This window comes from Xanthomonas sp. WHRI 1810A, from assembly GCF_040202885.1.
GTDB lineage: Bacteria > Pseudomonadota > Gammaproteobacteria > Pseudomonadales > Pseudomonadaceae > Aquipseudomonas.
The window spans coordinates 99,823-124,644 of sequence record NZ_JBEGED010000007.1 but is presented as its reverse complement, the minus strand read 5'-3'; the positions used below and the strand labels follow the sequence as shown (position 1 = coordinate 124,644).

Sequence of the window (24,822 nt, the reverse complement as noted above, 5' to 3'; positions counted from 1 at the left end):
CGCTGCTGTGCAAGAGCTGGTCGCCGCTGTGCGTTTTCACACGCCTCGGGCTGCGTAGCTTTGCACCTCAAAAGCAGGCATGCAAAAGCCTGCCGTATCGAACGAACCCTGGCCTGCAAGGAATCCACGAATGAACAATGAGGTCATCATCACCTGCGCACTGACCGGTGCTGGCGACACGACCGGGCGGAGCCATCTGGTCCCGATCACCCCGAAACAGATTGCCGACGCTGCTGTCGAGGCCGCACAAGCAGGCGCGACGGTGGTGCATTGCCACGTCCGCGACCCGGAAACCGGCAAGTTCAGCCGCGACGTCGAGCTCTACCGGGAGGTGATGGAGCGCATCCGGGATGCGGACATCGATATCATCGTGAACCTGACTGCCGGCATGGGCGGCGACCTGGAAATCGGCCCGGGCGAGCGCCCTACCGACTTCGGCCCCAACACAGATCTGGTCGGCCCGCTGACCCGCCTTGCGCACATCGAGGCGCTGCTGCCTGACATCTGCACCCTGGATTGCGGCACCCTCAACTTCGGTGACGGCGACACCATATACGTCTCAACACCCGCGCAATTGCGTGCCGGCGCCAAGCGGATTCAGGAGCTGGGTGTGAAGGCCGAGCTGGAAATCTTCGACACCGGCCACCTGTGGTTCGCCAAGCAAATGATGAAAGAGGGCCTGCTGGACAACCCGCTGTTCCAGCTGTGCCTGGGTATTCCCTGGGGCGCGCCGGCGGACACTACCACGATGAAGGCGATGGTCGACAACCTGCCGGCCGATGTGGTCTGGGCCGGTTTTGGCATCGGCCGCATGCAAATGCCGATGGCGGCGCAGTCGGTCCTGCTGGGCGGCAACGTGCGGGTGGGCCTGGAAGACAACATCTGGCTCGATAAAGGCGTACTCGCCAGTAATGGCGCACTGGTGGAACGCGCCAGCGAAATCCTCAGCCGAATGGGCGCCCGCGTCATGACCCCGGCGGAAGGCCGCGTGAAGATGGGCCTGAAAAAGCGTTTCTAATCTCATATCACTGCGCCCTGTAGGAGCGCGCTTGCCCGCGATTGCATTCTGTCAGTCACCTCTTTATCGCTGATACAGCGCCATCGCGGGCAAGCGCGCTCCTACAGGTAATCTCATTGCCTCAGGAACTAACCATGACCTTCATCACCACCATCAAAACCTTCGCCGCGCTGGGCAGTGGCGTGATTGGCAGCGGTTGGGTGTCTCGGGCGCTGGCCCACGGCCTTGACGTCGTTGCCTGGGACCCGGCACCCGGCGCCGAAGCGGCGCTGCGCAAACGCGTCGCCAATGCCTGGCCTGCGCTGGAGCAAAAAGGGCTGGCGCCGGGTGCCTCACAGCACCGTCTGCGCTTCGTGACCACCATTGAAGAGTGCGTGCGCGACGCCGACTTCATTCAGGAAAGCGCTCCGGAACGGCTCGACCTCAAGCTCGACCTCCACAGCAAGATCAGCGCCGCCGCCAAGCCCGATGCGCTGATCGGCTCCAGCACCTCCGGCCTGCTGCCGTCCGAGTTCTACGAAAGCGCGACCCATCCCGAGCGCTGCGTGGTCGGCCACCCGTTCAACCCGGTATACCTGCTGCCGCTGGTGGAAGTGGTGGGCGGCAAACACACCGCGCCAGAGGCGGTTCAAGCCGCGATGCGTGTTTATGAGTCCCTCGGCATGCGCCCGCTGCACGTGCGCAAGGAAGTCCCAGGCTTTATCGCCGACCGTCTGCTTGAAGCGCTGTGGCGCGAAGCACTGCATCTGGTCAACGACGGGGTGGCGACGACGGGTGAGATCGATGATGCGATTCGCTTTGGCGCCGGTCTGCGCTGGTCGTTCATGGGCACGTTCATGACCTACACCCTGGCGGGCGGTGACGCCGGCATGCGGCATTTCATGGCGCAGTTCGGGCCGGCGTTGAAACTGCCCTGGACCTATCTGCCCGCGCCGGAACTGACCGAGAAACTGATCGACGATGTGGTCGATGGCACCACCGATCAGCTCGGCACCCACAGCATCGCGGCGCTTGAGCGCTACCGTGACGATTGCCTGCTGGCGGTGCTCGAAGCAGTGAAGAAGACCAAGGAGAAGCATGGGATGGCGTTTGCCGATTGATCTGCAGTGATCGTTCCCACGCTCTGCGTGGGAATGCCTTTCTGGACGCTCTGCGTCCAACGGTTGACGCAGAGCGTCAGCGGCGTGCTACCACGCGGAGCGTGGGAGCCATCAAGACATGGGACAGATATGCCAACCCTCACCACCTACAAAACCCCCATCCTCGCCGATTGGGTCGACTACAACGGCCATCTTCGCGATGCGTTCTACCTGCTGATCTTCAGCTACGCCACGGACGCGTTCATGGACCTGATTGGCCTGGACAGTAATAACCGCAACGCCAGCGGCCATTCGCTGTTCACCCTGGAAGCGCACATCAATTACCTGCATGAGGTGAAGCTGGACGAACAGGTGGAAGTGCGCACGCAGATCGTTGCTCACGACAAGAAGCGGGTGCACGTCTATCACAGCCTTCACCGGGAGGGCTCGGATGAAGCCTTGGCGGCCAGTGAGCAAATGCTTCTGCATGTGGCGTTGGCTGACGGACCGAAATCGGCGCCGTTCAGTGAGCAATCGCTTTGGAAACTGGCTGAGCTGCTGGCCATGCACGCCGACCAGCCAACGCCCGCCTATATCGGACACGTGATCGGCCTGCCGCCTGCACGGATCTAGATCCGTGGAGGGAGCTTGCTCGCGAGAGGGCGGTACATCCGATACATCTTCATATGGATTTATCGCGAGCAAGCTCCCTCCCACACCCTGAACATCAACGCCCATGATCTGTCGCCCACAAAAAAGCCCGCATCGCTGCGGGCTTCTTGTTAGCTGACGCTCAGATCAATTGACCTTTGCGTTCAGCTCGCCTCTGGCGTAACGCTCGAACATGCCTTCTAGGGAGATCACTTTGATCTTGGACGCATTGCCCGCAGTACCGAACGCTTCGTAACGAGCAATGCAGACATCGCGCATGGCCGATACGGTTTTGGCCAGGTATTTACGCGGGTCGAACTCGCCCGGATTCTTGGCCATGAATTCGCGAATGGCACCGGTAGACGCCAGACGTAGGTCGGTGTCGATGTTGACCTTGCGCACGCCGTGCTTGATGCCTTCAACGATTTCTTCGACCGGCACACCGTAGGTTTCTTTGATGTCGCCGCCGTATTCGTTGATGATTTTCAGCCATTCCTGCGGCACGGAAGACGAACCGTGCATCACCAGGTGAGTGTTCGGAATGCGCTTGTGGATTTCTTTGATCCGCTCGATCGCCAGGATGTCGCCGGTAGGCGGCTTGGTGAACTTGTAAGCGCCGTGGCTGGTGCCGATGGCGATGGCCAAGGCATCAACGTTGGTGCGCTTGACGAAATCAGCAGCTTCTTCCGGATCCGTCAGCATCTGGCTGTGATCCAGCATGCCTTCGGCGCCGACACCGTCTTCTTCGCCGGCCATACCGGTTTCCAGCGAACCGAGCACACCCAGTTCACCCTCTACCGACACGCCACAGGCGTGGGCCATGGCCACAACGCGTTGAGTAACGTCGATGTTGTAATCGTAATCGGCCGGGCTTTTGCCGTCTTCGCGCAGCGAGCCGTCCATCATGACCGAGCTGAAGCCCAGTTGGATCGAACGCTGGCAGATATCCGGGCTGGTGCCGTGATCTTGGTGCATGACCACCGGGATGTGCGGGAATTCTTCAATTGCCGCGAGGATCAGGTGACGCAGGAACGGGGCGCCTGCGTATTTTCGCGCACCGGCCGAAGCCTGAACGATAACCGGGGAATCAGTCTTGTCAGCCGCTTCCATAATGGCGCGCATCTGTTCCAGGTTGTTCACGTTGAATGCAGGAACGCCATAACCGAATTCGGCTGCGTGGTCCAACATCTGGCGCATGCTGATAAGTGCCATTGTCTTTATATCTCCCGGTAGGGTCGTTTATCGTCGTGCATGCCTGCCGTGTTGGCGGCTGCTGTTCAAATTATAAGGGCCGTGTCTGTCGCTCGGCCCGGTGCTGCATCACTCAAGAAACAAAGCGCTTTTACTGCGCCTTGCAGCCTCGACCGATCAAATCGTTGGTCGCGTCCCAGTAAACCAGGCCTTCGCTACCCTTGTTGTCGAACGCCAGCACGCCGTTGCTGTACAGCGCGCCGGATGCGCCGGGTTCCGCTTGAAGACGGAACACCTGCTCGCTTTGATTCAAACGCACATCGACCGATTTTTGAGTCGGGTCGACGTAACGCCAAAAGATTTCAGCCTTGCTGTCACACACCCAATGAGTCCATGGATCGGCCGGTTTAGAGGCCGTCATGCTGGCGCAACCGCCCAGCACTGCAAGTATCGCAAGGGCAATCAAGCCTTTCATTACCACTCCCGGGTTACCGTGATACGTCGTTATTTACACGCAATAACCGCGCCTATCGACAGGCTACAGGGCCTACCGCGGGCATGAAGTCATACTTTTCCCAGAACTCCGGGCCGCCTCGTTTGTAGACGACCGGCACGGTTTCAGCCTGCCAGCCCGCCTGATAGCAGCTGACCTGAAGCAACTCAGGCGCTGAGGCTGGCGCTGTCGCGGCTTCCGGCTCGCTGGCGCAACCGCCCAGCAATCCTGCTATCACTAACAAAGTTAACGGCTTGAGCATGTGAATCCCCTTCTCCAACGCCCCTGATCAGGCCTTGGCGCGTTGTTCCAGGATTTCCACGGCGGGCAGGACCTTGCCTTCGACGAACTCAAGGAAGGCGCCACCGCCAGTAGAAATGTAGGAGATTTGATCGGCAATGCCATATTTATCGATTGCTGCCAGCGTGTCGCCGCCGCCCGCGATGGAGAACGCCGAGCTCTCGGCAATGGCCTTGGCCAGCGTCTTGGTGCCTTCACCGAACTGATCGAATTCGAACACCCCGACCGGCCCGTTCCACAGAATAGTCTTTGACGATTTCAACAATTCGGCGAACTGTTTGGCGGTCTGCGGGCCGATGTCGAGGATCATGTCGTCATCGGACACATCGGCGATCAGCTTGACGGTGGCCTCGGCGTCTTCGGCAAACGCCTTGGCCACGACGACGTCCACCGGCAACGGCACGCTGACCTTGGCCGCGATGGCCCGTGCGGTGTCCAGCAGGTCGGGTTCGTACAGCGACTTACCGACCTTGTGGCCTGCCGCTGCGAGGAACGTGTTGGCAATGCCGCCGCCCACGATCAGTTGATCGCAAATAGTACTCAGGCTGTTGAGCACGTCCAGCTTGGTGGACACCTTAGAGCCGGCAACGATCGCGGCCATCGGCTTGGCCGGTGCACCGAGGGCTTTGCCCAGCGCCTCCAGCTCATTGGCCAGCAGCGGGCCTGCCGCAGCGACCTTGGCGAACTTGGCCACGCCGTGGGTCGAGCCTTCGGCGCGGTGGGCGGTGCCGAAAGCGTCCATCACGAACACGTCGCACAGGGCGGCGTACTTGTGCGCCAGCTCATCGGCGTTCTTTTTCTCGCCCTTGTTGAAGCGCACGTTTTCGAACAGGACGACGTCGCCGGCCTTGACCTCAACGCCATCGAGATAATCGGCCACCAGTGGCACGTCACGGCCCAAGGCTTTGCTCAGGTACTCGGCAACGGGCTTGAGGCTGTTTTCAGCGGAGAATTCACCTTCAGTCGGGCGACCCAGGTGGGAACAGACCATGACGGCCGCACCTTTTTCCAGCGCCAGCTTGATGGTCGGCAGCGAAGCAAGAATACGTGCATCGCTGGTGACGACACCGTCTTTGACCGGGACGTTGAGGTCTTCGCGGATCAGTACACGCTTACCTTGCAGGTCCAGGTCGGTCATCTTCAGCACAGTCATGGGGTGTTCCCTGTTTTTAGTGTTGTTTTCGCGAGACGCGCAGGAAGTGGTCGGCGACGTCCAGCATTCGATTGGCAAAGCCCCATTCGTTGTCAAACCAGGCCAGCAGATTGACCAGCCGCGGGCCCGAAACCCGGGTTTGACTGGCATCGACGATGGCCGAATGAGGGTCATGATTGAAATCACAACTGGCGTGCGGTAACTCGGTATACGCCAACAGGCCCTTGAGCGGGCCGCGGGTGGCGGCCTCACGCAAGATGCCGTTGATCTCCAGCGTATGGGTATCACGCGCAGTTTGCAGCGTGATGTCCAGACACGAGACGTTGACCGTCGGCACACGAACAGCTTTGGCCTGTATTCGGCCGGCAAGTTCCGGCAACAGCCGTTCAATGCCGCGTGCCAGACCAGTGGACACCGGAATGATCGACTGGAAAGCCGACCGGGTCCGGCGCAGATCCTCGTGGTGATAGGCGTCGATCACCGGCTGATCGTTCATCGCCGAGTGGATGGTGGTGATCATGATGTGGTCAAGACCCACCGCCTGATCCAGCAGTTGCAGCAACGGCACGCTGCAGTTGGTGGTGCAGGACGCGGCGGACACCAGCAGTTCCTGGCCGGTCAGCGTTTCCTGATTGATGCCGTAGACGATGGTGGCGTCGACGTCGGCTTCGCTGGCCATCGGCTGCGAGAACAGCACCCGGGGCGCACGGGCGGCGAGAAAACGCTCGCCGTCGGCGCGGGTGTTGTAGACGCCGGAGCATTCGAGCACCAGGTCAATCTCCAGCGCACCCCAGTCGATGCCTTCGGGCGTCGCACTGCGGAACACTTTGATGACGTGATCATTGATGTGCAGAAAATCGCCTTCGACCCGCACTTCACCGGGAAACCGGCCGTGTGTGGAGTCAAAGCGCGTGAGGTATTCGAGACTGGCCATGTCGGCCAGATCGTTGATTGCCACCACTTCGAACCCGGCCTTGGCACCTCGCTCGCACAGCGCACGCAAGACGCAGCGACCTATTCGGCCGTAACCGTTGAGGGCAACTCTGTAGGGGCGGGACTGGGGCATGGGGTTCTCGCAGGGTAATCATTAAACCCGTAGGAGCGCGCTTGCCCGCGAATGCATTCTGACAGTTAACAAAGATGTCACTGACAGACCGCAATCGCGGGCAAGCCACGCTCCTACAGGGAACGCGTGTTTCTTTAGTCTTCCAGCAACTCTTCCGCCGTGGAAATGACGTTCTCCAGCGTAAAGCCGAACTCTTCGAACAGCGCAGGCGCTGGCGCCGACTCGCCGAAGGTGGTCATGCCGATCACGCGGCCTTCAAGGCCCACGTATTTGTACCAATAGTCGGCGTGGGCCGCTTCGATGGCGATACGCGCGCTGACCTGCAACGGCAGAACCGATTGCTTGTAAGACGCGTCCTGCGCTTCGAACACACTGGTGCACGGCATTGACACCACACGCACGTTGCGACCGGCAGCACTCAGTTGCTCGTAAGCCAACACCGCCAGGCCCACTTCCGAACCGGTGGAGATCAGGATCAGCTCCGGCTCGCCCACGCAGTCGCGCAACACGTAACCGCCACGGGTGATGTTTTCCAGCTGCTCGGCATCGCGCGCCTGATGGGTCAGGTTCTGACGGGAGAAGATCATCGCCGACGGACCGTCATTACGCTCGATGGCGTATTTCCACGCCGCTGCCGATTCCACGGCATCGGCTGGACGCCAGGTGTCCAGGTTCGGCGTGGTGCGCAGGCTGGTCAGTTGCTCGATCGGCTGGTGCGTCGGGCCGTCTTCGCCCAGACCGATGGAGTCGTGGGTGAACACATAAATGACGCGCTTCTTCATCAGCGACGACATCCGCACCGCGTTACGGGCGTATTCCATGAAGATCAGGAAGGTCGCGCCGTACGGCACGAAACCGCCGTGCAGGACGATACCGTTCATGATGGCGCCCATGCCGAACTCGCGGACGCCGTAATGCAGGTAGTTGCCGCCAGGGTCTTCGCCGGTGATGCTCTTGCAGCCTTTCCAGATGGTCAGATTGGAACCGGCCAGGTCCGCCGAACCGCCGAGGAATTCAGGCAGCAGCGGGCCGAAAGCGCTCAGGGCATTCTGGCTGGCTTTACGGCTGGCGATGGTCTCGCCCTTGGCGTTGACTTCAGCGACGTACGCAGCGGATTTCTCGGCGAAGTCCGCTGGCAGCTCGCCGCTCATGCGACGGATCAGTTCGTTGGCCAGTTCCGGATGCGCGGCGGAATAGGCAGCGAAACGCTGATCCCATTCGGCTTCAGCGGCGAGGCCTTTTTCCTTGGCGTTCCACTCGGCGTAGATGTCAGCCGGGATTTCGAACGGGCCGTGGGTCCACTTCAGCGCAGCACGGGTCAGGGCGATTTCGTCGTTACCCAGCGGCGCACCGTGGCACTCTTCCTTGCCTTGCTTGTTCGGCGAGCCGAAACCGATGGTGGTCTTGCAGCAGATGAGCGTCGGCTGATCGCTTTTGCGCGCGGTGTCGATGGCGGTTTTGATTTCTTCGGCGTCATGGCCGTCGACATTGCGGATGACCTGCCAGCCGTACGCTTCGAAGCGCTTTGGCGTGTCATCGGTGAACCAGCCTTCGACTTCGCCGTCGATGGAGATGCCGTTGTCGTCATAGAACGCAATCAGCTTGCCCAGTTGCAGCGTGCCGGCCAGAGACGCGACTTCGTGGGAGATGCCTTCCATCATGCAGCCATCACCCATGAACACGTAGGTGTGGTGGTCGACGATGTTGTGGCTTGGGCGGTTGAACTGGGCGGCGAGGGTTTTCTCGGCGATGGCAAAACCCACAGCATTGGCGAAACCCTGACCCAGCGGGCCGGTGGTGGTTTCTACGCCTGGGGTGTAGCCGTATTCCGGGTGGCCCGGGGTGCGGCTGTGCAGCTGGCGGAAGTTCTTGAGGTCGTCGATGGACAGGTCGTAACCGGTCAGGTGCAGCAGCGAGTAGACCAGCATCGAACCGTGACCGTTGGACATGATGAAACGGTCGCGGTCGGCGAAGGCCGGGTTGGTCGGGTTGTGCTTCAAATAGTCACGCCAAAGGACTTCAGCGATATCTGCCATGCCCATCGGGGCACCTGGGTGGCCGCTATTGGCCTTTTGCACGGCATCCATGCTAAGGGCACGAATGGCATTGGCACGCTCACGACGGCTGGGCATCGCTGATCTCCTGGGGCAGAAAGAATATGGGATCTGAAAAAGGCGGCCATTTTCCCTCAGGCCTTGGCCGGGGGCAATGACAGATAACGCCGCAACCGGATTTTCCCGAGGTCTGGGCGCCTTTTATTTCAGTTGACTACCCTACCGCACCCGGACGGCAGAATCACGGCGCCTGACGGCCGCCACCCATCGCCCAATATCAAAACTTTTTGATATTGGTCTTGCGGGCAGCCAGACCGGTAACTAGACTGCCAGCCCTATGAATCTGCCTCTGCCCGTCATCAATCACGATCCCTGCGACGACCTGGCTGCCTTGTGCAAGGCCGGGGGCGACCCGTTGCGGCTCAATGTCTTGCGGGCACTGTCCAACGATTCATTCGGCGTGCTGGAACTGGCGCAGATATTCGCTATCGGACAGTCAGGCATGAGTCATCACTTGAAGGTGCTGGCCCAGGCCGATCTGGTGGCGACACGGCGCGAGGGCAATGCGATTTTTTATCGCCGCGCCCTGCCCCACATCGAGCAGACCGGCGGCAAGCTTCATGCGGCGTTGCTCGAAGAAGCGGACGGACTGACCTTGCCCGAGGACGTCCGGACGCGAATCGAACTAGTGCACCGTCAGCGCGCGGCGGCCAGTCAGGATTTCTTCGCGCGCACCGCCGAGAAATTCCGCGCTCAGCAGGACCTGATCGCAGGCCTGCCGCAGTACCGCGACAGCCTGCTGTCGTTGCTGGACAAGCTCAGCTTCGACGCCGGTGCGACGGCGGTGGAAGTGGGTCCGGGGGACGGCGGTTTTCTGCCGGACCTGGCGCAGCGCTTTCGCCACGTCACCGGGCTCGATAACAGCCCGGCGATGCTGGAGCTGGCCCGGCACCTGTGCCAGCGCAAGGCGCTGGATAACGTCGATTTGAGGCTGGCCGACGCGCTGGGCGACGTTCGGCTTCACGCCGACTGCGTCGTGCTCAATATGGTGCTTCACCACTTCGCCGCACCGGCCGATGCACTTAAGCAATTGGCCAATCTGTTAGAGCCGGGCGGTAGTCTGCTGGTGACGGATTTGTGCAGCCACGATCAGAGCTGGGCCAAGGAGGCCTGTGGCGATCTCTGGTTGGGTTTCGAACAGGAAGATCTGGCCCGTTGGGCCATCGCTGCGGGGCTGGTCCCCGGGGAAAGTCTGTACGTAGGCTTACGTAATGGTTTCCAGATTCAGGTCCGCCATTTTCAGCGACCGGCTGGCGACACTCCACATCGGTATCAATCAGGAAACCCGTCGAGATGAGCGAATACTCCCTTTTCACCTCCGAGTCCGTGTCCGAAGGGCATCCGGATAAAATCGCCGACCAGATCTCCGATGCGGTCCTGGACGCCATCATTGCCCAGGACAAGCAGGCTCGCGTAGCCGTGGAAACCCTGGTCAAGACCGGTGTGGCCATTGTTGCCGGCGAAGTCACCACTACCGCGTGGGTCGACCTGGAGCAGATCGTTCGTGACGTGATCTGCGAGATCGGCTACACCAGCTCCAACGTCGGTTTCGACGGTGCGACCTGCAGCGTGATGAACATCATCGGCAAGCAGTCCCCTGACATCAATCAGGGTGTCGACCGCGCAAAACCTGAAGATCAGGGCGCCGGCGACCAGGGCCTGATGTTCGGCTACGCCAGCAACGAAACCGCCGCGCTGATGCCTGCTCCGATCGCGTTCTCGCACCAGCTGGTGCACCGCCAGGCCGAAGCCCGTAAATCCGGCCTGCTGCCATGGTTGCGCCCGGACGCAAAATCCCAGGTTACCTGCCGCTATGAAAACGGCATCGTGGTGGGCATCGACGCCGTTGTTCTGTCGACCCAGCACAACCCGGAAGTATCCTACAAAGATCTGCGCGAAGGCGTGATGGAGCTGATCGTCAAGCATGTGCTGCCAGCCGAACTGCTGCACAAAGACACCCAGTTCCACATCAACCCGACTGGCCAGTTCATCATCGGCGGCCCCGTGGGTGACTGCGGCCTGACCGGTCGCAAGATCATCGTCGACAGCTACGGCGGCATGGCCCGTCACGGCGGCGGCGCGTTCTCCGGTAAAGATCCATCGAAGGTCGACCGCTCGGCAGCCTACGCCGGCCGTTACGTTGCCAAGAATATCGTCGCCGCGGGCCTTGCCGAGCGCTGCGAGATTCAGGTGTCCTACGCCATTGGCGTTGCACAGCCTACGTCCATCTCGCTGAACACCTTCGGCACCGGCAAGATCAGCGATGACAAGATCGTGCAGCTGGTCCGCGAGCACTTCGACCTGCGCCCGTACGCGATCACTACCATGCTCGACCTGCTGCACCCGATGTATCAGGAAACCGCCGCCTACGGCCACTTCGGTCGCACGCCGGAAACCAAGACCGTGGGCGACGACACTTTCACCACGTTCACTTGGGAAAAAACCGACCGCGCCGACGCCCTGCGCGCTGCGGCTGGTTTGTAATACGCCCTAACCCCACGGCGTAAAAAAAGCCCCCAACGGTGCGAGCCGTCGGGGGCTTTTTCGCATCTGACGCTGCCCCTGTAGGAGCGCGCTTGCCCGCGAATCCGGTCATTGCCTCAATGCACTCATGACAGGCAGATGGCTATCGCGGGCAAGCGCGCTCCTACAGCCGTCATTGATCCTCCCATCAGGGGCGTCGGGACGATCAGCAGCAGGTATTTCTTGCTCGTATTGGCAAAACCTCGTAACCACGCCAATACCGATTTCGGATCAACAGCAGCTAGCCTCTTGCGCAACTCCCAAGCAAGGACGCTTCGATGATGCTCTCTCTCCGCTTGCTCGCCTGTGCCGCTCTGGCTTCTTACTCGTTCACCACCTACGCCACCCCCTGCCCCGACTGGCCCCCCACCAAAGCCCGAAGCGAAATCACTGCACTGCAATCGCAGATCGCGCAGTGGGACGACAGTTATCACCGTCAGGGGGTTTCGTTGGTCGCCGACGAGCTGTATGACCAGTCTCGCCAGCGTCTGACCCAGTTAAGAGCCTGTTTCGCCAAAGAGCCTGACCCCGCCGACGATCCGCTGAAAACCTCGGCAGGGACGGTGCTTCATCCCATCCCTCACACCGGCCTGACCAAGTTGCCCGACGAGCTGGCCGTGCAGGCCTGGCTTAAAGGGCGCAGTGATCTGTGGATTCAGCCGAAGGTGGACGGGGTGGCAGTCACGCTGGTGTACGAAAACGGAAAGCTGGTGAAGGCAATCAGTCGCGGCGACGGAGTCAACGGCCAGGATTGGACCGGACACGCTCATCAGATCGCGGCGATTCCCCGGCATCTGGCGTGGGAAAAGACGTTGGTGCTGCAGGGCGAGTTGTATTGGTCACTCGACGGCCATGTTCAGGCGCAGGCTGGCAGTTTGAACGCCCGCAGCAAAGTCGCAGGGCTGCTGGCGCGCACGTCGATCACTGAACAGGAAGGCGCCAGCATCGGCCTGTTTGTCTGGGACTGGCCGGATGGCCCGGCGGGAATGAAAGAGCGCCTGGACGGCCTGCAAGCGCTGGGTTTCGAAGACTGCGTGCGCTTCAGCGAGCCGCTGGAAGGTTTCGAACAGGCACGGAACTGGCGGGATCACTGGTATCGCAACCCATTGCCGTTCGCCACCGATGGCGTGGTCATGCGCCAGGGGGAACGACCTGCAGCGCAACGCTGGCAGGCCAAGGCGCCTTACTGGATCGCGGCGTGGAAATACCCCTACGCCCAAGTGCTGGCCGACGTGCGCAAGGTGAATTTCACGGTCGGACGAACCGGCAAGATCACCCCGGTGCTCGATCTTGTCCCGGTGCGGCTGGACGACCGCACGGTCAGCCGCATCAGTGTCGGTTCGTTGCAGCGCTGGCAGGAGCTGGATATTCGGCCGGGAGATCAGGTCGCTGTCAGTCTCGCGGGCATGACCATTCCACGCCTCGACGGGGTGGTATCACGCAATACGGAACGCGCTGAACTCAATGCACCGGTTGCCGAGGACTTCCATTCGCTGAGCTGTTGGCAGGCCAGCGAGGGGTGCGAAGCGCAGTTCCAGGCGCGTCTGAACTGGCTGAGCGGCAAGAAGGGATTGGCGTTGAGCGGCGTAGGCCCAGGCACGTGGGACAAGCTGATCAAGGCCGGTCACATCAACGGTTTACTGGATTGGATGACACTCGACAGCGCTCGGCTTGCTAATATTCCCGGCCTTGGCGAGCGCAGCAGCGCTAAACTGCTTGGCAGTTTTGCAAGCGCTCGCGAGCGTCCGTTCCAGCAATGGCTCAAAGCGATCGGCCTGCCACCCACCGGCAATGCGCGCTTGAGCGATCAGTGGCACGAGCTGGCCGCGCGTAGCCAGGCGCAATGGCAGGCCGAGCCGGGCGTTGGCCCTGGCCGTGCCGCACAGCTGGTGGCGTTTTTCCAGGACCCGTCCGTTCAGGCCTTGAGCCAGCAATTGCGCGACGCGGGTATCGAAGGGTTCTGATTTATTTTTGTGGTCCGGGTGATTGTGTCGAGCACCCGGCCGTTATGTTTCCAAGGAGCGCTCATGAAATTCTTCTCATCGCTGGCTGTACTGGCCACGTGCGCACTGTTGGCCGCGCCTGCGCTGGCCGCCGAGCCCGCCCCCGAACTCAGCGGATGCGCCGCCAAACGCCAGGAGATCAGCACCCAGCTGGAACAGGCCAAAGCCGCCGGCAACCGAGGTCAGCAGGCCGGGCTGGAAACAGCCCTGAGTGAAGCCACTGCCAATTGCACCGATGCCGGCTTGCTCAAGCAACAAGAGCAGAAGGTGCTGGACGCCAAACGGGAAGTCAGCCGCCGCCAGGCGGACCTGAACAAGGCCATGAGCAAGGGCGATCCGGAGAAGATCGACAAGCGCAAAGACAAACTCGCCGAATCACGCAAAGAACTGCAGGACGCCCAGACCGAGCTTGAGAAGGTGCAGCCGGATCAGGTGGATGAGTGACTGATCAGCTGTAGGAGCGCGCTTGCCCGCGAAAGCATTCTGTCAGTTAACAAAGAAGTCACTGACAGACCGCAATCGCGGGCAAGTGCGCCCCTACAGGCGAGTGTCAGTGATCCCTAAATTCTTTATGACACGCATCGCACGCGCCTTCGACTTTTTCCATCGCAGGGCTCAACACGCTTTTGCGAAAGGGCCGAACCTGGCTGGCGATGACCAATTCGCCGGTCGCTGACTCCAGCGACCGCGCCAGCTCTTGAAAACGTGCCTGTTTCTGCCAGACGTCATCCGTGGCGCTGGTGTGATCGGCTTCGCGGACCGCAGGAAAGTGCTTCCACGGTTCGTGGGATAAACCGTCGAGTTTGACTGAGCCATCGGCGAATCGCTGACCATCGAAGGGCACGCGCCCGCGCAACATGTCACGCAGGTCCTCGCTGGTCTTGAGCATTTCCTTGAAAATGGCCTTGCGCTGACCCAGCGGCGAATTCGGGTCGACCCCGCCACACGCGTTCAGCGCCAGACAAGCCAGCGCGATCAGTCCCAGATGCTTGATCGGCCTGTTGATCAACGTGATCAGACCGACACGACAAACAGCGATACCACCAAGGCCAAGCCTGCAAGCCAGGCCAGCGAACGCAAGGCCGCCCAGTCCGCCAGATAAAAAATGATGTAGAGCAGGCGCGTGGTGACAAACAAGACCGCCAGCACATCGATGGTCACCAGCTGAGCCACGCCGGCGATGTGCGCAATGATCACGGCCGCAGCGAAACCCGGGATCGCTTCGAAACTGTTGAGCTGCGCGTTGTGGGCCCGGCGCGGCAGTCCTTCGAGGCGGTCGAGGAAATCACGGGGGTCGTGATTCTGCCGTCCGCTGAATTTACCGCTGCCAAACTTCGCGATTGAAGTACACACCAGCGGCAACAGAATCACGATCAACACGCACCAGAAAGCAACGGTCATAGCCACATCCTTTTTAAGATTCGAGCTTCATCAGAAGCATCCGAGTGATACCAGCCCACAGGCTAAGAGGCGCGGCCGACCGAAAGGTTCTTTCAGGCCATCAATCCGGCCAATACTCGCTTGAGCGGGTGGCCCCACGGGACGCCCGTTATTCAACTGGCGGCATCCATTTGCAACGCACAGGTGCCACTGCGGTCAATGCCTGACCTCAACCAGGGCCTGCGACAGATGTGCCTGCATCCGTCGCGGGCACATCAAACCCTCGTCCGGTGCCTGCCCTTCAGCCACCGCACAGGATTTGAACCGCAATAACAGGACTCCGAATGCTTGAACTCGCCGCTGCATTTATCTGCCTTACTTCGCTGCTGACGTATGTGAATTTCCGCTTCATCGGGCTGCCACCCACCATCGGTGTGATGGTCACGGCGCTGATGTTTTCGCTGATCCTTCAATCACTGAGCCTGCTGGGCTTTCCCGGGATGGAAGAGCGTGTGCAGAGCCTGATCGGCCAGATCGATTTCGGTGATCTGCTGATGAACTGGATGCTGTCTTTTCTGCTGTTTGCTGGCGCCTTGCACGTCAACCTGTCCGATCTGAAGAACTACCGCTGGCCCATTGGCCTGCTCGCCACCTTCGGTGTATTGATCGCGACCACCGTGATCGGCGCCCTCGCGTACTGGATTTTCGCGATGTTCGGCTGGCACGTGAGCTTTCTGTACTGCCTGCTGTTCGGCGCGCTGATTTCCCCCACCGACCCGATTGCGGTACTGGGCGTGCTGCGTACGGCCAACGCCTCCAAACCACTGAAAACCACCATCGTCGGCGAGTCGCTGTTCAACGACGGCACGGCGGTCGTGGTCTTTACCGTCTTGCTGGGTATCGCACAGCTGGGCGAAACGCCGACCGTGACCGAAACGGCGATGCTGTTCGTGCATGAGGCCGTGGGCGGCGCGCTGTTTGGCGGGCTGATCGGTTACGCGGTGTACCTGATGATCAAGAGCATCGAGCAGTATCAGATCGAAGTCATGCTGACCCTGGCCCTGGTGATCGGCGGCTCGGCGATGTCCACCGAGCTGCATGTCTCGGGGCCGATCGCGATGGTGGTGGCCGGCCTGATCATCGGCAATCTGGGACGCAACCTGGCGATGAACGACATGACCCGTCGTTACATGGACGGTTTCTGGGAGCTGCTGGATGACATCCTCAACGCGCTGCTGTTTGCGCTGATCGGCATGGAGCTGTTGCTGCTGCCATTCTCCTGGCTGCACTTGCTGGCGGCCAGCCTGTTGGCGGTGGCGATTCTGCTGTCACGCCTGCTGACGGTGGCACCGGCGATTCTGCTGATGCGCCGCTGGCGTGAGGTGCCGCGTGGCACCATCCGCATCCTGACATGGGGCGGCCTGCGCGGCGGGGTGTCGGTGGCATTGGCGCTGGCGTTGCCCCTGGGGCCGGAGCGCGATCTTTTGCTGAGCATCACCTACATCGTCGTGCTGTCATCGATCCTGCTGCAGGGTCTGAGCATCGGCAAGCTGGTCAAGGCCGTGACCCGTGAGCCGGCGAAAGCCGAGCCCGCCTCGGACCACTGATGTCACAACATCTGCTGTCAGGGCTGGCGCGATTGGCTAAGATGCCACCAGCGCCAGCCTCAGCTGGCCGTGATGACCTCCAGGAGCATGAATGGCCAGCAACGAGGACACTGCGATCACGGGCGCAGCACCGATGATTCCCGAACAGCGTCGGGAACTGATGCTGCGTCAGTTGCGCAAACACCAGGTGTTGAGCGTGCATCAACTGGTGGAGATGTTCGATTGCTCCCACATGACCATCCGTCGCGACATCGCACTGCTTGAACAAAGCGGCCGCGCCTACTCGGTCACCGGCGGTGTGCGCATCGCCAGCCAAGTGCACAGCGAACCCAGCCATCAATCCAAAGCCGTGATCGAGTTGCCGCACAAGCAGGCGATGGCGCGCCTGGCCGCCAGCTTGCTGCACCCCGAAATGACGGTGTATCTGGACGCGGGCACCAGCACGCTGGAGATCGTGCCGCACATCGTGGCGCTGACCGGCATGACCGTGGTGACCAACGATTTTGGCGTGGTCCACGCGCTGGCCGACGCCGTGCATGTGAACGTGATTCACACCGGCGGGCTGCTGGATCACCCCAACCGCTCCTGCGTGGGCGGTCTGGCGGCAGCGACGTTGCGTCAGCTCGCCACCGACGTGGCCTTCATGTCCACCAGCTCATGGGACCTGCAGCGCGGCACGACCACGCCCTCTGCGCTCAAGGTCGAGGTCAAGCAGGCGGCGATGCAAGCGGCGTCGCGCTCGGTGCTGCTGACCACCAGCTCCAAATACGGCACGTTCGGCATGTACAAAGTGGCCGGGCTTGAGCAGTTCGACGCGATCATCAGCGATGAAAACCTGGCCGAAGCCGCAGCCGACGCCATCCGCCGGCAAGGCATCGAGCTGCTGCTGGCGTCGGCGGACGGTTCGCGCTGACACGGCCCCGCCGAGCGCAATCTGACGAGTACCTCTCCTTTCGCCCTGATGTTTTTGCAGACAGGTGTCACGATGCCACGATTCGCCGCCAACCTCAGCACGCTGTACCCACAGCACGACTTTCTCGACCGTTTTGCCGCTGCCGCGGCGGACGGTTTCAGTGCGATCGAGTTTCTGTTCCCGTACGAATACGCCGCTGCGCAGATCAGACAGCGCCTGGACGATCACGGCCTGGAGCAGGCGATGTTCAATATGCCGCCCGGCGACTTCACCAAGGGCGAGCGTGGCATTGCGTCACTGCCAGGACGGGAAAGCGAATTCCGCAGCGGTTTTCAGAAAGCGCTTGAGTACGCCGCGGTGCTGGGCAACGACCGTATTCATGCAATGGCAGGCCTGTTGCCGAGGGAGGACCTGCGCGAGCGGCATCACGCGGTCTATCTCGAAAACCTGCGCTACGCCACCCAGGAAGCGGCCAAGGTGGGCATCACGGTGCTGATCGAACCGATCAACACGCGGGATATTCCGGGCTTCTTTCTCAATCGTCAGGACCAGGCCCATGAAGTACGCAAGGCCGTGGGCGCTGACAATCTGCTAGTGCAGCTCGATTGCTATCACTGCCAGATCGTCGAAGGCGACGTGACCAGTACGTTGCGTCGGGACTTCGCCGGCATCGGCCACATCCAGATTGCAGGCGTGCCCGATCGGCATGAGCCGGACATCGGTGAACTGAACTACCCGTGGCTGTTCGAGGAGCTCGATCGCCTGGGTTACACCGGCTGGGTCGGGTGCGAGTACCGGCCGAAGGGGGATACCAGTGCGGGGTTGCAGTGGTTGCGCGACTGGCAGGCGAAAAACCCGGTCTGACGCTTTTGATTTTGTAGGAGCGCGCTTGCCCGCGATAACGTCCTGTCAGTTTGCACATCTGTCGCTGACGAACCGCAATCGCGGGCAAGCGCGCTCCTACAGGTCACGCATTCACTCGTTGATCATTTCGTCCTTGAACTGGTCTTTCACGTAGCTGATTTGCGTCTTGCCGTGGGGCGCGGGCAATCCGTCTTCACCCAGGTTCACGAACACCATCTTCTCCACCGTCAGAATGCTCTTGCGGGTGATTTTGTTGCGCACCTGGCAGGTCAGCGTGATCGAGGTGCGGCCAAACTCGGTGGCGGTAATCCCCAGTTCGATGATGTCGCCCTGGCGCGAGGCGCTGACGAAGTTGATCTCCGAAATGTACTTGGTCACCACGCGCTGGTTGCCCAATTGAACGATGGCGTAGATCGCGGCTTCTTCGTCAATCCAGCGCAACAGGCTGCCGCCGAACAGCGTGCCGTTGGGGTTCAAGTCTTCGGGTTTAACCCACTTGCGGGTGTGGAAGTTCATGGGGGGCTCCGACGGTATTTGGAAGCGGGTAGTAGATGAGCCCCAGCTTCAAGTTTCAAGCCGCAAGCTGCAAGTAAAAACGGCCGCTTCAGCTTGTCGCTTGCAGCTTGCCACTTGCAGCTCAAAGCAAGATAATCGCCCCCGCTTCAAAAAACGGTCATTACATCCTGATACCGTTTTCCCGCCACCTGTCCGAGGGGCGCTGCAGCAGGTCAATCCTGTCAGGCTCGGATAGGGCGTTGTTTGATCAGGCACCTCTTGCCGGTCAAGCTTTAAACGCACAACGGCGCCCATTCGCACCCTACGAATGGAGCTTCCTATGAGCGCTGTACTGACGCCTACCGATTTCACCGACTACAAAGTCGCCGACATGTCCCTGGCTGCCTGGGGCCGTCGCGAAACCATCATCGCTGAATCCGAAATGCCTGCCCTGATGGGCCTGCGCCGCAAATACGCCGGCGAGCAACCGCTCAAGGGCGCCAAGATCCTCGGCTGCATCCACATGACCATTCAGACGGCCGTGCTGATCGAAACCCTGGTTGCCCTGGGTGCCGAAGTACGCTGGTCCTCCTGCAACATCTTCTCGACGCAAGACCAGGCCGCTGCTGCCATCGCTGCTGCCGGCATCGCCGTGTACGCGTGGAAAGGCGAAACCGAAGAAGAATACGAGTGGTGCCTGGAGCAGACCATCCTCAAGGATGGCGCGCCATGGGACGCCAACATGATCCTCGACGACGGCGGCGACCTCACCGAGCTGCTGCACAAGAAATACCCCGCCATCCTGGACCACGTCCACGGCGTGACCGAAGAGACCACCACCGGTGTTCACCGCCTGCTGGACATGCTGGCCAAGGGCGAACTGAAAATCCCGGCCATCAACGTCAACGACTCGGTCACCAAGAGCAAGAACGACAACAAGTACGGCTGCCGTCACAGCCTGAACGACGCCATCAAGCGCGGTACCGACCACCTGTTGTCCGGCAAGCAGGCGCTGGTCATCGGCTACGGTGACGTGGGCAAGGGTTCGGCGCAGTCGCTGCGTCAGGAAGGCATGATCGTCAAAGTGACCGAAGTCGACCCGATCTGCGCCATGCAAGCCTGCATGGACGGTTTCGAACTGGTTTCGCCGTTCATCGATGGCGAAAACGACGGCACCGAAGCGAGCATAGACAAAGCCCTGCTGGGCAAGATCGACCTGATCGTGACCACCACCGGTAACGTCAATGTCTGTGACTCGAACATGCTCAAAGCGCTGAAAAAACGCGCCGTGGTGTGCAACATCGGTCACTTCGACAACGAAATCGACACTGCTTTCATGCGCAAGAACTGGGCATGGGAAGAAGTGAAGCCACAGGTGCACAAGATCCACCGCACCGGCGCTGGCAGCTTCGACCCGCACAACGATGACTACCTGATCCTGCTGGCTGAAGGCCGTCTGGTGAACCTGGGCAACGCTACCGGTCACCCAAGCCGCATCATGGACGGCTCGTTCGCCAACCAGGTGCTGGCTCAGATCTTCCTGTTCGGCCAGAAGTACGCTGACCTGAGCCCCGCTCAGAAAGCCGAACGCCTGACCGTTGAAGTGCTGCCCAAGAAGCTGGACGAAGAAGTGGCCCTGGAAATGGTCCGCGGTTTCGGCGGCGTCGTGACCAAACTGACCAAGACCCAGGCCGACTACATCGGCGTGGCAGTTGAAGGTCCGTTCAAGCCGCATGCTTACCGCTACTGATGGTCTAGCCTGAAACGCTGTTCCTGTAGGAGCGCGCTTGCCCGCGATGAGATGCGTCAGACACACATATGTTGACTGACACACCGATATCGCGGGCAAGCGCGCTCCTACAGGACGTCGGCGTTTGTCGTTTGCGTTTCCAAGGATATTGTCATGTCCCAAAACCCTGGCTTCAGCTTTGAGTTCTTCCCTACGAAGACCGACGCTGGGCATGAAAAACTGATGAACGTGGCTCGCCAACTGGCTGGCTACAACCCCGATTTTTTCTCCTGCACGTACGGTGCGGGCGGCTCGACGCGTGATCGTACGATCAGCACCGTTTTCCAGCTGGAAAAAGAAACCCCCGTCCCTGCCGCCCCGCACCTGTCCTGCGTTGGCGACAGCAAGGCCGCGTTAAGCGCCCTGCTCGGGCAATACAAGGAGGCCGGTATCAAGCGCATCGTTGCCCTGCGCGGCGACCTGCCTTCCGGCATGGGCATGTCCAGCGGTGAACTGCGTTATGCGGCCGACCTCGTCAGCTTCATTCGCGAAGAAACCGGTGATCATTTCCACATCGAAGTCGCGGCCTACCCGGAGATGCATCCGCAGGCGCGCAACTTCGAGGACGACATCAAGAACTTCGTGCGCAAGGCCCAGGCCGGTGCCGACAGCGCGATCACTCAATACTTCTTCAACGCCGACAGCTATTTCTACTTCGTCGACCGCGTTCAGAAGCTGGGTGTGGACATCCCGGTTGTGCCGGGCATCATGCCGATCACCAACTACAGCAAGCTCGCGCGTTTTTCCGACGCGTGTGGTGCAGAGATCCCACGCTGGGTTAGGAAGCAACTGGAAGCCTACGGCGATGATTCGCCGAGCATTCAGAAATTTGGTGAACAGGTCATCACAGAAATGTGTGAGCGCTTGTTACAAGGCGGCGCGCCAGGTTTGCATTTCTACACGCTGAACCAGGCAGAGCCTAGCCTGGCGGTGTGGAACAACCTGAAACTCGCTCGTTAGGACCGCACGATCTCGGTCTGGTCAGTTCCGTCACATTAGGGCAACGTTTCATCGGTAGGTTTCCTCAAGCGAGGCCTGCCGACGCCTTAATCGAGACGGAAATCCAGCAGTTGACCTCCATCAATACATTCGCGACACGCCCCCAACTCGTTTACCTGGCCTTTGGTGCCGAGACCTATCATCAGGAAGCGGTGTTCAGCATTGCCAGTGCCCTCGCCGGACTGCGCGACACGCCCGAAGACGCTCTGGACATCCAGGTGTTCGCCGACGACCCCGCACCCTACCGTCATTTGCCCGTTCGCGTTCGACGCTTCGACCCGCAGACACGAAGCGCCTGGAGCGGTCCGCACGCCTACCACTTCCGCTGCAAGCAAGTGCTGGTGCGCAAGGTGCTGGAGGAGTGTGACAAAGCCATTCTGATCGACACCGACACCTTCTTTCACGAAAGCCCGATAAAGCTGTTTGATCGCGTTCAGCCCGGCAAGCTGCTGTGCAATGCCCTGACGTTGCGCTATGACGCCTGCAAGCAGACCGTGCTTTACACCGCACTGGCCGATACGCTGGCGCAACGCGGTCTGGCCGATGACCACATGCCCTTGCTCAACTCCGGCGTGATCGGTCTGACCCGGGACGACGCCGCGATTCTCGACCGCTCCGTCGAAATGATGGATGAGTTTTTTGCGATCACCCCCGGTGCGATCACCCTTGAAGAATTCTGCCTGGCCGTGGCGGCGTATCGCACGGTAGAGGTCAACGAGTGCCCGGACCTGATTCATCACTACTGGAGCCGAAAGCAGCTGTTTCGCGCCAAGGTACGCGCCTGGCTCAGCAAGCACGGTGACAACCCCACCAGCCAGCGGGGTCTGGATGACACGCGCAAGGTCACCGCGCAGTTGCCGCGCCCGCCTGCCTGGCAACGCGTGATGTACAAAGGCGCCATGCTCGCGGTGCCGCAGGACCAGCGTCAGTTTGTGCGCGAAGTGCTTTACGGTTGCTGTGAGTATCCCAACGAATTTGACCAGGCCTGCTCCCAGGTCTGGTGGGACAAGGCCTTGAGCAATGCCGAGCAGCGCATGGACCGGCCGCTCGCGCCGGAAAAGATCAAACAGTGGCTGGATCACTGGGCGGTGCGGCAGATACTCGGGCACCGGCGCAAAGCGGTGTATCAGCACATGCTGCAGCGCCAAAACCCTCGATAACAGCAACAAAACCGTTTAGCACCATGAACACAGCGCTTTGTGATTGCTCTGTTATACTCCGGCGTCCCCACCAGGCTTACGCCCGGATGCTCGGTCTTGCAGAAGGCACTCGATTACACCGGCAGCGCACTTTTCTTTTCCCGCGCTCATGTCTCGAGTTGAACTTAAAGACCCGACAGTACCGGACGGGATTGCGTCATCTGCACGCACATTCGCGCCGGGTAGATTATTCCCCCTTGGGCCAACGTGGCCCTAACTAAGACAGGATTACTCATGTCCTTTGCTTCCCTCGGTCTCTCCGAGGCTTTAGTCAGCGCCATCGAGGCAGCTGGCTATACCCAGCCTACTCCGGTGCAACAGCGGGCTATTCCCGCCGTGTTGCAAGGCCGCGACCTGATGGTCGCCGCTCAGACAGGTACTGGTAAAACCGGTGGTTTCGCCCTCCCTATTCTGGAGCGCCTTTTCCCCGCCGGTCACCCGGACAAATCTCAACGTCATGGCCCGCGCCAACCGCGCGTCCTGGTCCTGACCCCCACCCGCGAACTGGCAGCCCAGGTTCATGACAGCTTCAAGGTATACGCCAAGAACCTGAAGTTCGTCAGCGCCTGCATCTTCGGCGGCGTCGGCACCAACCCTCAGGTTCAGGCCATGGCGCGCGGCGTCGACGTATTGGTCGCCTGCCCGGGCCGTTTGCTTGACCTGGCCGGCCAAGGCAGCGTCGATCTGTCCCACGTGGAAATCCTCGTGCTGGACGAAGCCGACCGGATGCTCGACATGGGCTTTGTCCATGACGTGAAGAAAGTCTTGGCGCGTCTGCCGTCCAAGCGTCAGAACCTGCTGTTCTCGGCAACGTTCTCCTCGGACATCACGTCGCTGGCGGGCAAGCTGCTGCACAACCCCGAGCGCATCGAAGTCACGCCGCCGAACACCACGGTCGAGCGCATCGAACAGCGTGTGTTCCGCCTGCCGGCCAACCACAAACGCTCGCTGCTGGCGCACCTGATCACTGCAGGCGCGTGGGAGCAGGTGCTGGTGTTTACCCGCACCAAGCACGGCGCCAACCGTCTGGCCGAGTACCTGGACAAGCACGGCCTCGCCGCCGTCGCGATCCACGGCAACAAGAGCCAGAACGCACGGACCAAGGCCCTGGCTGACTTCAAGGCCGGCGACGTACGCATCATGGTGGCTACCGACATCGCGGCTCGTGGTCTGGACATCGACCAACTGCCGCACGTGGTCAACTTCGAGCTGCCGAACGTCGACGAAGACTACGTCCACCGTATCGGCCGTACTGGCCGTGCCGGTCGTAGCGGTGAAGCCATCTCGCTGGTTGCCCCGGACGAAGAGAAGCTGCTCAAAAGCATCGAGCGCATGACCAAGCAGAAGCTGGCTGACGGCGACCTGATGGGCTTCGACGTCAATTCGGTCGAAGCTGAAAAGCCTGAAGTGCGTGAACGTCCGGACGTGCGCAACCCGCGCAATGCCCGTGGCCCACGTGGCGATGGCCCGAACGGCGGCGGCGGTGGTGGCGGTCGCAAGGACAAAGGCAAAGACAAGGGCAAGGACAAACCGGCAGCCGCCGCGGCATCGGGTGAACGCCCTGCCCGTCCGGCCCGTCCGCAGAAACCTCGCCAGGGAACACCGGCAGGCGAAGCACGTCAGGCTCAGCCGTCTGCACCGCGCGGCGACCGTGCACCGGACGAGTTTCTGGATGACGAAGTGGATAACTTCGGTAACCGAGCCGATTACGTCAGCCCGTACCCGAACAAGACGCAGAGCCGTGGCCGTCGTCCAGGCGCGCCAGCCACCGGCGCTGCTCCAGCGCCACGTGGCCCGAGCCAGGGCCGCAGCGGTCCTCGCAGCGGCGCACCATCTGGCACCGGCGCTCCGGCATCTGCCGGTGCTCCTGCGGCCAAGCGCAGTGGCCCACGCAACGGTTCGGCCCGCGACGGCCAGCCGCGTCGTGATGACCAGCCGCGCGGCCGTCGTCCAGCCGGTGAAGATCAACCAGCGCGTCAGGAGCC

22 protein-coding genes, 1 pseudogene and 1 riboswitch are annotated in these 24,822 nt (G+C 61.0%); of the genes and pseudogenes, 14 read left to right on the top strand and 9 right to left on the bottom strand.

Features of this window, described 5'->3' with window-relative positions; all coding sequences use genetic code 11:
- Window positions 1–130 precede the first annotated feature (130 nt).
- The 3 genes from ABQX22_RS12495 (at window position 131) to ABQX22_RS12485 (ending at window position 2,730) form a co-directional block, all read left to right on the top strand.
- Window positions 131–1,018, top strand: a complete 888-nt coding sequence (locus ABQX22_RS12495) for a 3-keto-5-aminohexanoate cleavage protein (protein ID WP_349799898.1) — start codon at window positions 131–133, stop codon at window positions 1,016–1,018.
- 134 nt (window positions 1,019–1,152) lie between these two features.
- Window positions 1,153–2,118, top strand: a complete 966-nt coding sequence (locus ABQX22_RS12490; RefSeq protein WP_349799896.1) for an L-carnitine dehydrogenase — start codon at window positions 1,153–1,155, stop codon at window positions 2,116–2,118.
- 129 nt (window positions 2,119–2,247) lie between these two features.
- Window positions 2,248–2,730 (top strand): thioesterase family protein, encoded by a 483-nt coding sequence (locus ABQX22_RS12485; protein WP_349799894.1) that lies wholly within the window; start codon window positions 2,248–2,250, stop codon window positions 2,728–2,730.
- Window positions 2,731–2,895: 165 nt separating this feature from the next.
- Here ABQX22_RS12485 and fba read toward each other — a convergent pair whose 3' ends face one another.
- From fba to tkt, 6 genes are all read right to left on the bottom strand, one after another.
- On the bottom strand, window positions 2,896–3,960 hold the full coding sequence (gene fba, locus ABQX22_RS12480; RefSeq protein ID WP_349799892.1) for a class II fructose-bisphosphate aldolase: 1,065 nt from the start codon (window positions 3,958–3,960) through the stop codon (window positions 2,896–2,898).
- Between the two features lie 130 nt (window positions 3,961–4,090).
- Window positions 4,091–4,414: an MliC family protein gene (locus ABQX22_RS12475; RefSeq protein ID WP_349799890.1), complete on the bottom strand. Its 324-nt coding sequence runs from the start codon at window positions 4,412–4,414 to the stop codon at window positions 4,091–4,093.
- Window positions 4,415–4,466: 52 nt separating this feature from the next.
- A complete protein-coding gene (locus tag ABQX22_RS12470) occupies window positions 4,467–4,694 on the bottom strand; it encodes a hypothetical protein (RefSeq protein WP_349799888.1) in 228 nt (75 codons plus the stop codon).
- A 27-nt stretch (window positions 4,695–4,721) separates the two neighbouring features.
- Window positions 4,722–5,885, bottom strand: a complete 1,164-nt coding sequence (locus ABQX22_RS12465; protein ID WP_349799886.1) for a phosphoglycerate kinase — start codon at window positions 5,883–5,885, stop codon at window positions 4,722–4,724.
- Window positions 5,886–5,901: 16 nt separating this feature from the next.
- A complete protein-coding gene (gene epd / locus ABQX22_RS12460) occupies window positions 5,902–6,951 on the bottom strand; it encodes an erythrose-4-phosphate dehydrogenase (RefSeq protein WP_349799884.1) in 1,050 nt (349 codons plus the stop codon).
- A gap of 134 nt (window positions 6,952–7,085) precedes the next feature.
- Entirely contained in the window at window positions 7,086–9,083 is a 1,998-nt protein-coding gene (gene tkt / locus ABQX22_RS12455; RefSeq protein ID WP_349799883.1) for a transketolase, read from the bottom strand.
- 259 nt (window positions 9,084–9,342) lie between these two features.
- On the opposite strand from tkt, the gene ABQX22_RS12450 reads away from it, so the two are divergent.
- The 4 genes from ABQX22_RS12450 to ABQX22_RS12435 all read left to right on the top strand — a co-directional run bounded on the left by ABQX22_RS12450 (window position 9,343) and on the right by ABQX22_RS12435 (window position 14,035).
- On the top strand, window positions 9,343–10,362 hold the full coding sequence (locus ABQX22_RS12450) for an ArsR/SmtB family transcription factor (RefSeq protein WP_349799881.1): 1,020 nt from the start codon (window positions 9,343–9,345) through the stop codon (window positions 10,360–10,362).
- On the top strand, window positions 10,359–11,549 hold the full coding sequence (gene metK, locus ABQX22_RS12445) for a methionine adenosyltransferase (protein ID WP_349799879.1): 1,191 nt from the start codon (window positions 10,359–10,361) through the stop codon (window positions 11,547–11,549). Before ABQX22_RS12450 ends, metK begins: the two co-directional genes overlap by 4 nt.
- 317 nt (window positions 11,550–11,866) lie before the next feature.
- The gene (gene ligB / locus ABQX22_RS12440) at window positions 11,867–13,552 is read left to right on the top strand and encodes an NAD-dependent DNA ligase LigB (protein ID WP_349799877.1); all 1,686 of its coding nucleotides are present in this window, start codon (window positions 11,867–11,869) and stop codon (window positions 13,550–13,552) included.
- A 63-nt stretch (window positions 13,553–13,615) separates the two neighbouring features.
- Complete coding sequence (locus tag ABQX22_RS12435) at window positions 13,616–14,035, top strand: DUF1090 domain-containing protein (RefSeq protein WP_349799876.1); 420 nt, start codon at window positions 13,616–13,618, stop codon at window positions 14,033–14,035.
- Between the two features lie 106 nt (window positions 14,036–14,141).
- On the opposite strand, the gene ABQX22_RS12430 is transcribed toward ABQX22_RS12435, so the two are convergent.
- Both ABQX22_RS12430 and ABQX22_RS12425 read right to left on the bottom strand, forming a co-directional pair.
- Complete coding sequence (locus ABQX22_RS12430; RefSeq protein WP_349799874.1) at window positions 14,142–14,600, bottom strand: c-type cytochrome; 459 nt, start codon at window positions 14,598–14,600, stop codon at window positions 14,142–14,144.
- 5 nt (window positions 14,601–14,605) lie between these two features.
- Window positions 14,606–14,992, bottom strand: a complete 387-nt coding sequence (locus tag ABQX22_RS12425; protein WP_349799872.1) for an MAPEG family protein — start codon at window positions 14,990–14,992, stop codon at window positions 14,606–14,608.
- A gap of 323 nt (window positions 14,993–15,315) precedes the next feature.
- On the opposite strand from ABQX22_RS12425, the gene ABQX22_RS12420 reads away from it, so the two are divergent.
- The 3 genes from ABQX22_RS12420 to otnI all read left to right on the top strand — a co-directional run bounded on the left by ABQX22_RS12420 (window position 15,316) and on the right by otnI (window position 18,355).
- Window positions 15,316–16,578 (top strand): cation:proton antiporter, encoded by a 1,263-nt coding sequence (locus ABQX22_RS12420; RefSeq protein WP_349799870.1) that lies wholly within the window; start codon window positions 15,316–15,318, stop codon window positions 16,576–16,578.
- 91 nt (window positions 16,579–16,669) lie between these two features.
- Window positions 16,670–17,491 carry a DeoR/GlpR family DNA-binding transcription regulator gene (locus tag ABQX22_RS12415; RefSeq protein ID WP_349799868.1) on the top strand — a complete coding sequence of 274 codons (822 nt, stop codon included), beginning with the start codon at window positions 16,670–16,672 and terminating at the stop codon, window positions 17,489–17,491.
- Between the two features lie 72 nt (window positions 17,492–17,563).
- Complete coding sequence (gene otnI, locus ABQX22_RS12410; RefSeq protein WP_349799866.1) at window positions 17,564–18,355, top strand: 2-oxo-tetronate isomerase; 792 nt, start codon at window positions 17,564–17,566, stop codon at window positions 18,353–18,355.
- A 111-nt stretch (window positions 18,356–18,466) separates the two neighbouring features.
- Here otnI and ABQX22_RS12405 read toward each other — a convergent pair whose 3' ends face one another.
- On the bottom strand, window positions 18,467–18,871 hold the full coding sequence (locus ABQX22_RS12405; RefSeq protein ID WP_349799864.1) for an acyl-CoA thioesterase: 405 nt from the start codon (window positions 18,869–18,871) through the stop codon (window positions 18,467–18,469).
- Window positions 18,872–19,059: 188 nt separating this feature from the next.
- Window positions 19,060–19,170, top strand: a riboswitch (S-adenosyl-L-homocysteine riboswitch).
- A 20-nt stretch (window positions 19,171–19,190) separates the two neighbouring features.
- Here ABQX22_RS12405 and ahcY point away from each other — a divergent pair.
- From ahcY to ABQX22_RS12385, 4 genes and pseudogenes are all read left to right on the top strand, one after another.
- Window positions 19,191–20,600: an adenosylhomocysteinase gene (ahcY, locus tag ABQX22_RS12400; RefSeq protein WP_349799862.1), complete on the top strand. Its 1,410-nt coding sequence runs from the start codon at window positions 19,191–19,193 to the stop codon at window positions 20,598–20,600.
- Between the two features lie 153 nt (window positions 20,601–20,753).
- Complete coding sequence (gene metF, locus ABQX22_RS12395; RefSeq protein WP_349799860.1) at window positions 20,754–21,599, top strand: methylenetetrahydrofolate reductase [NAD(P)H]; 846 nt, start codon at window positions 20,754–20,756, stop codon at window positions 21,597–21,599.
- A gap of 110 nt (window positions 21,600–21,709) precedes the next feature.
- Window positions 21,710–22,798, top strand: a complete 1,089-nt coding sequence (locus ABQX22_RS12390) for a hypothetical protein (RefSeq protein ID WP_349799858.1) — start codon at window positions 21,710–21,712, stop codon at window positions 22,796–22,798.
- 273 nt (window positions 22,799–23,071) lie between these two features.
- Window positions 23,072–24,475 (top strand): annotated as a pseudogene (locus ABQX22_RS12385) (DEAD/DEAH box helicase); the annotation flags it as partial.
- Between the last annotated feature and the right edge of the window lie 347 nt (window positions 24,476–24,822).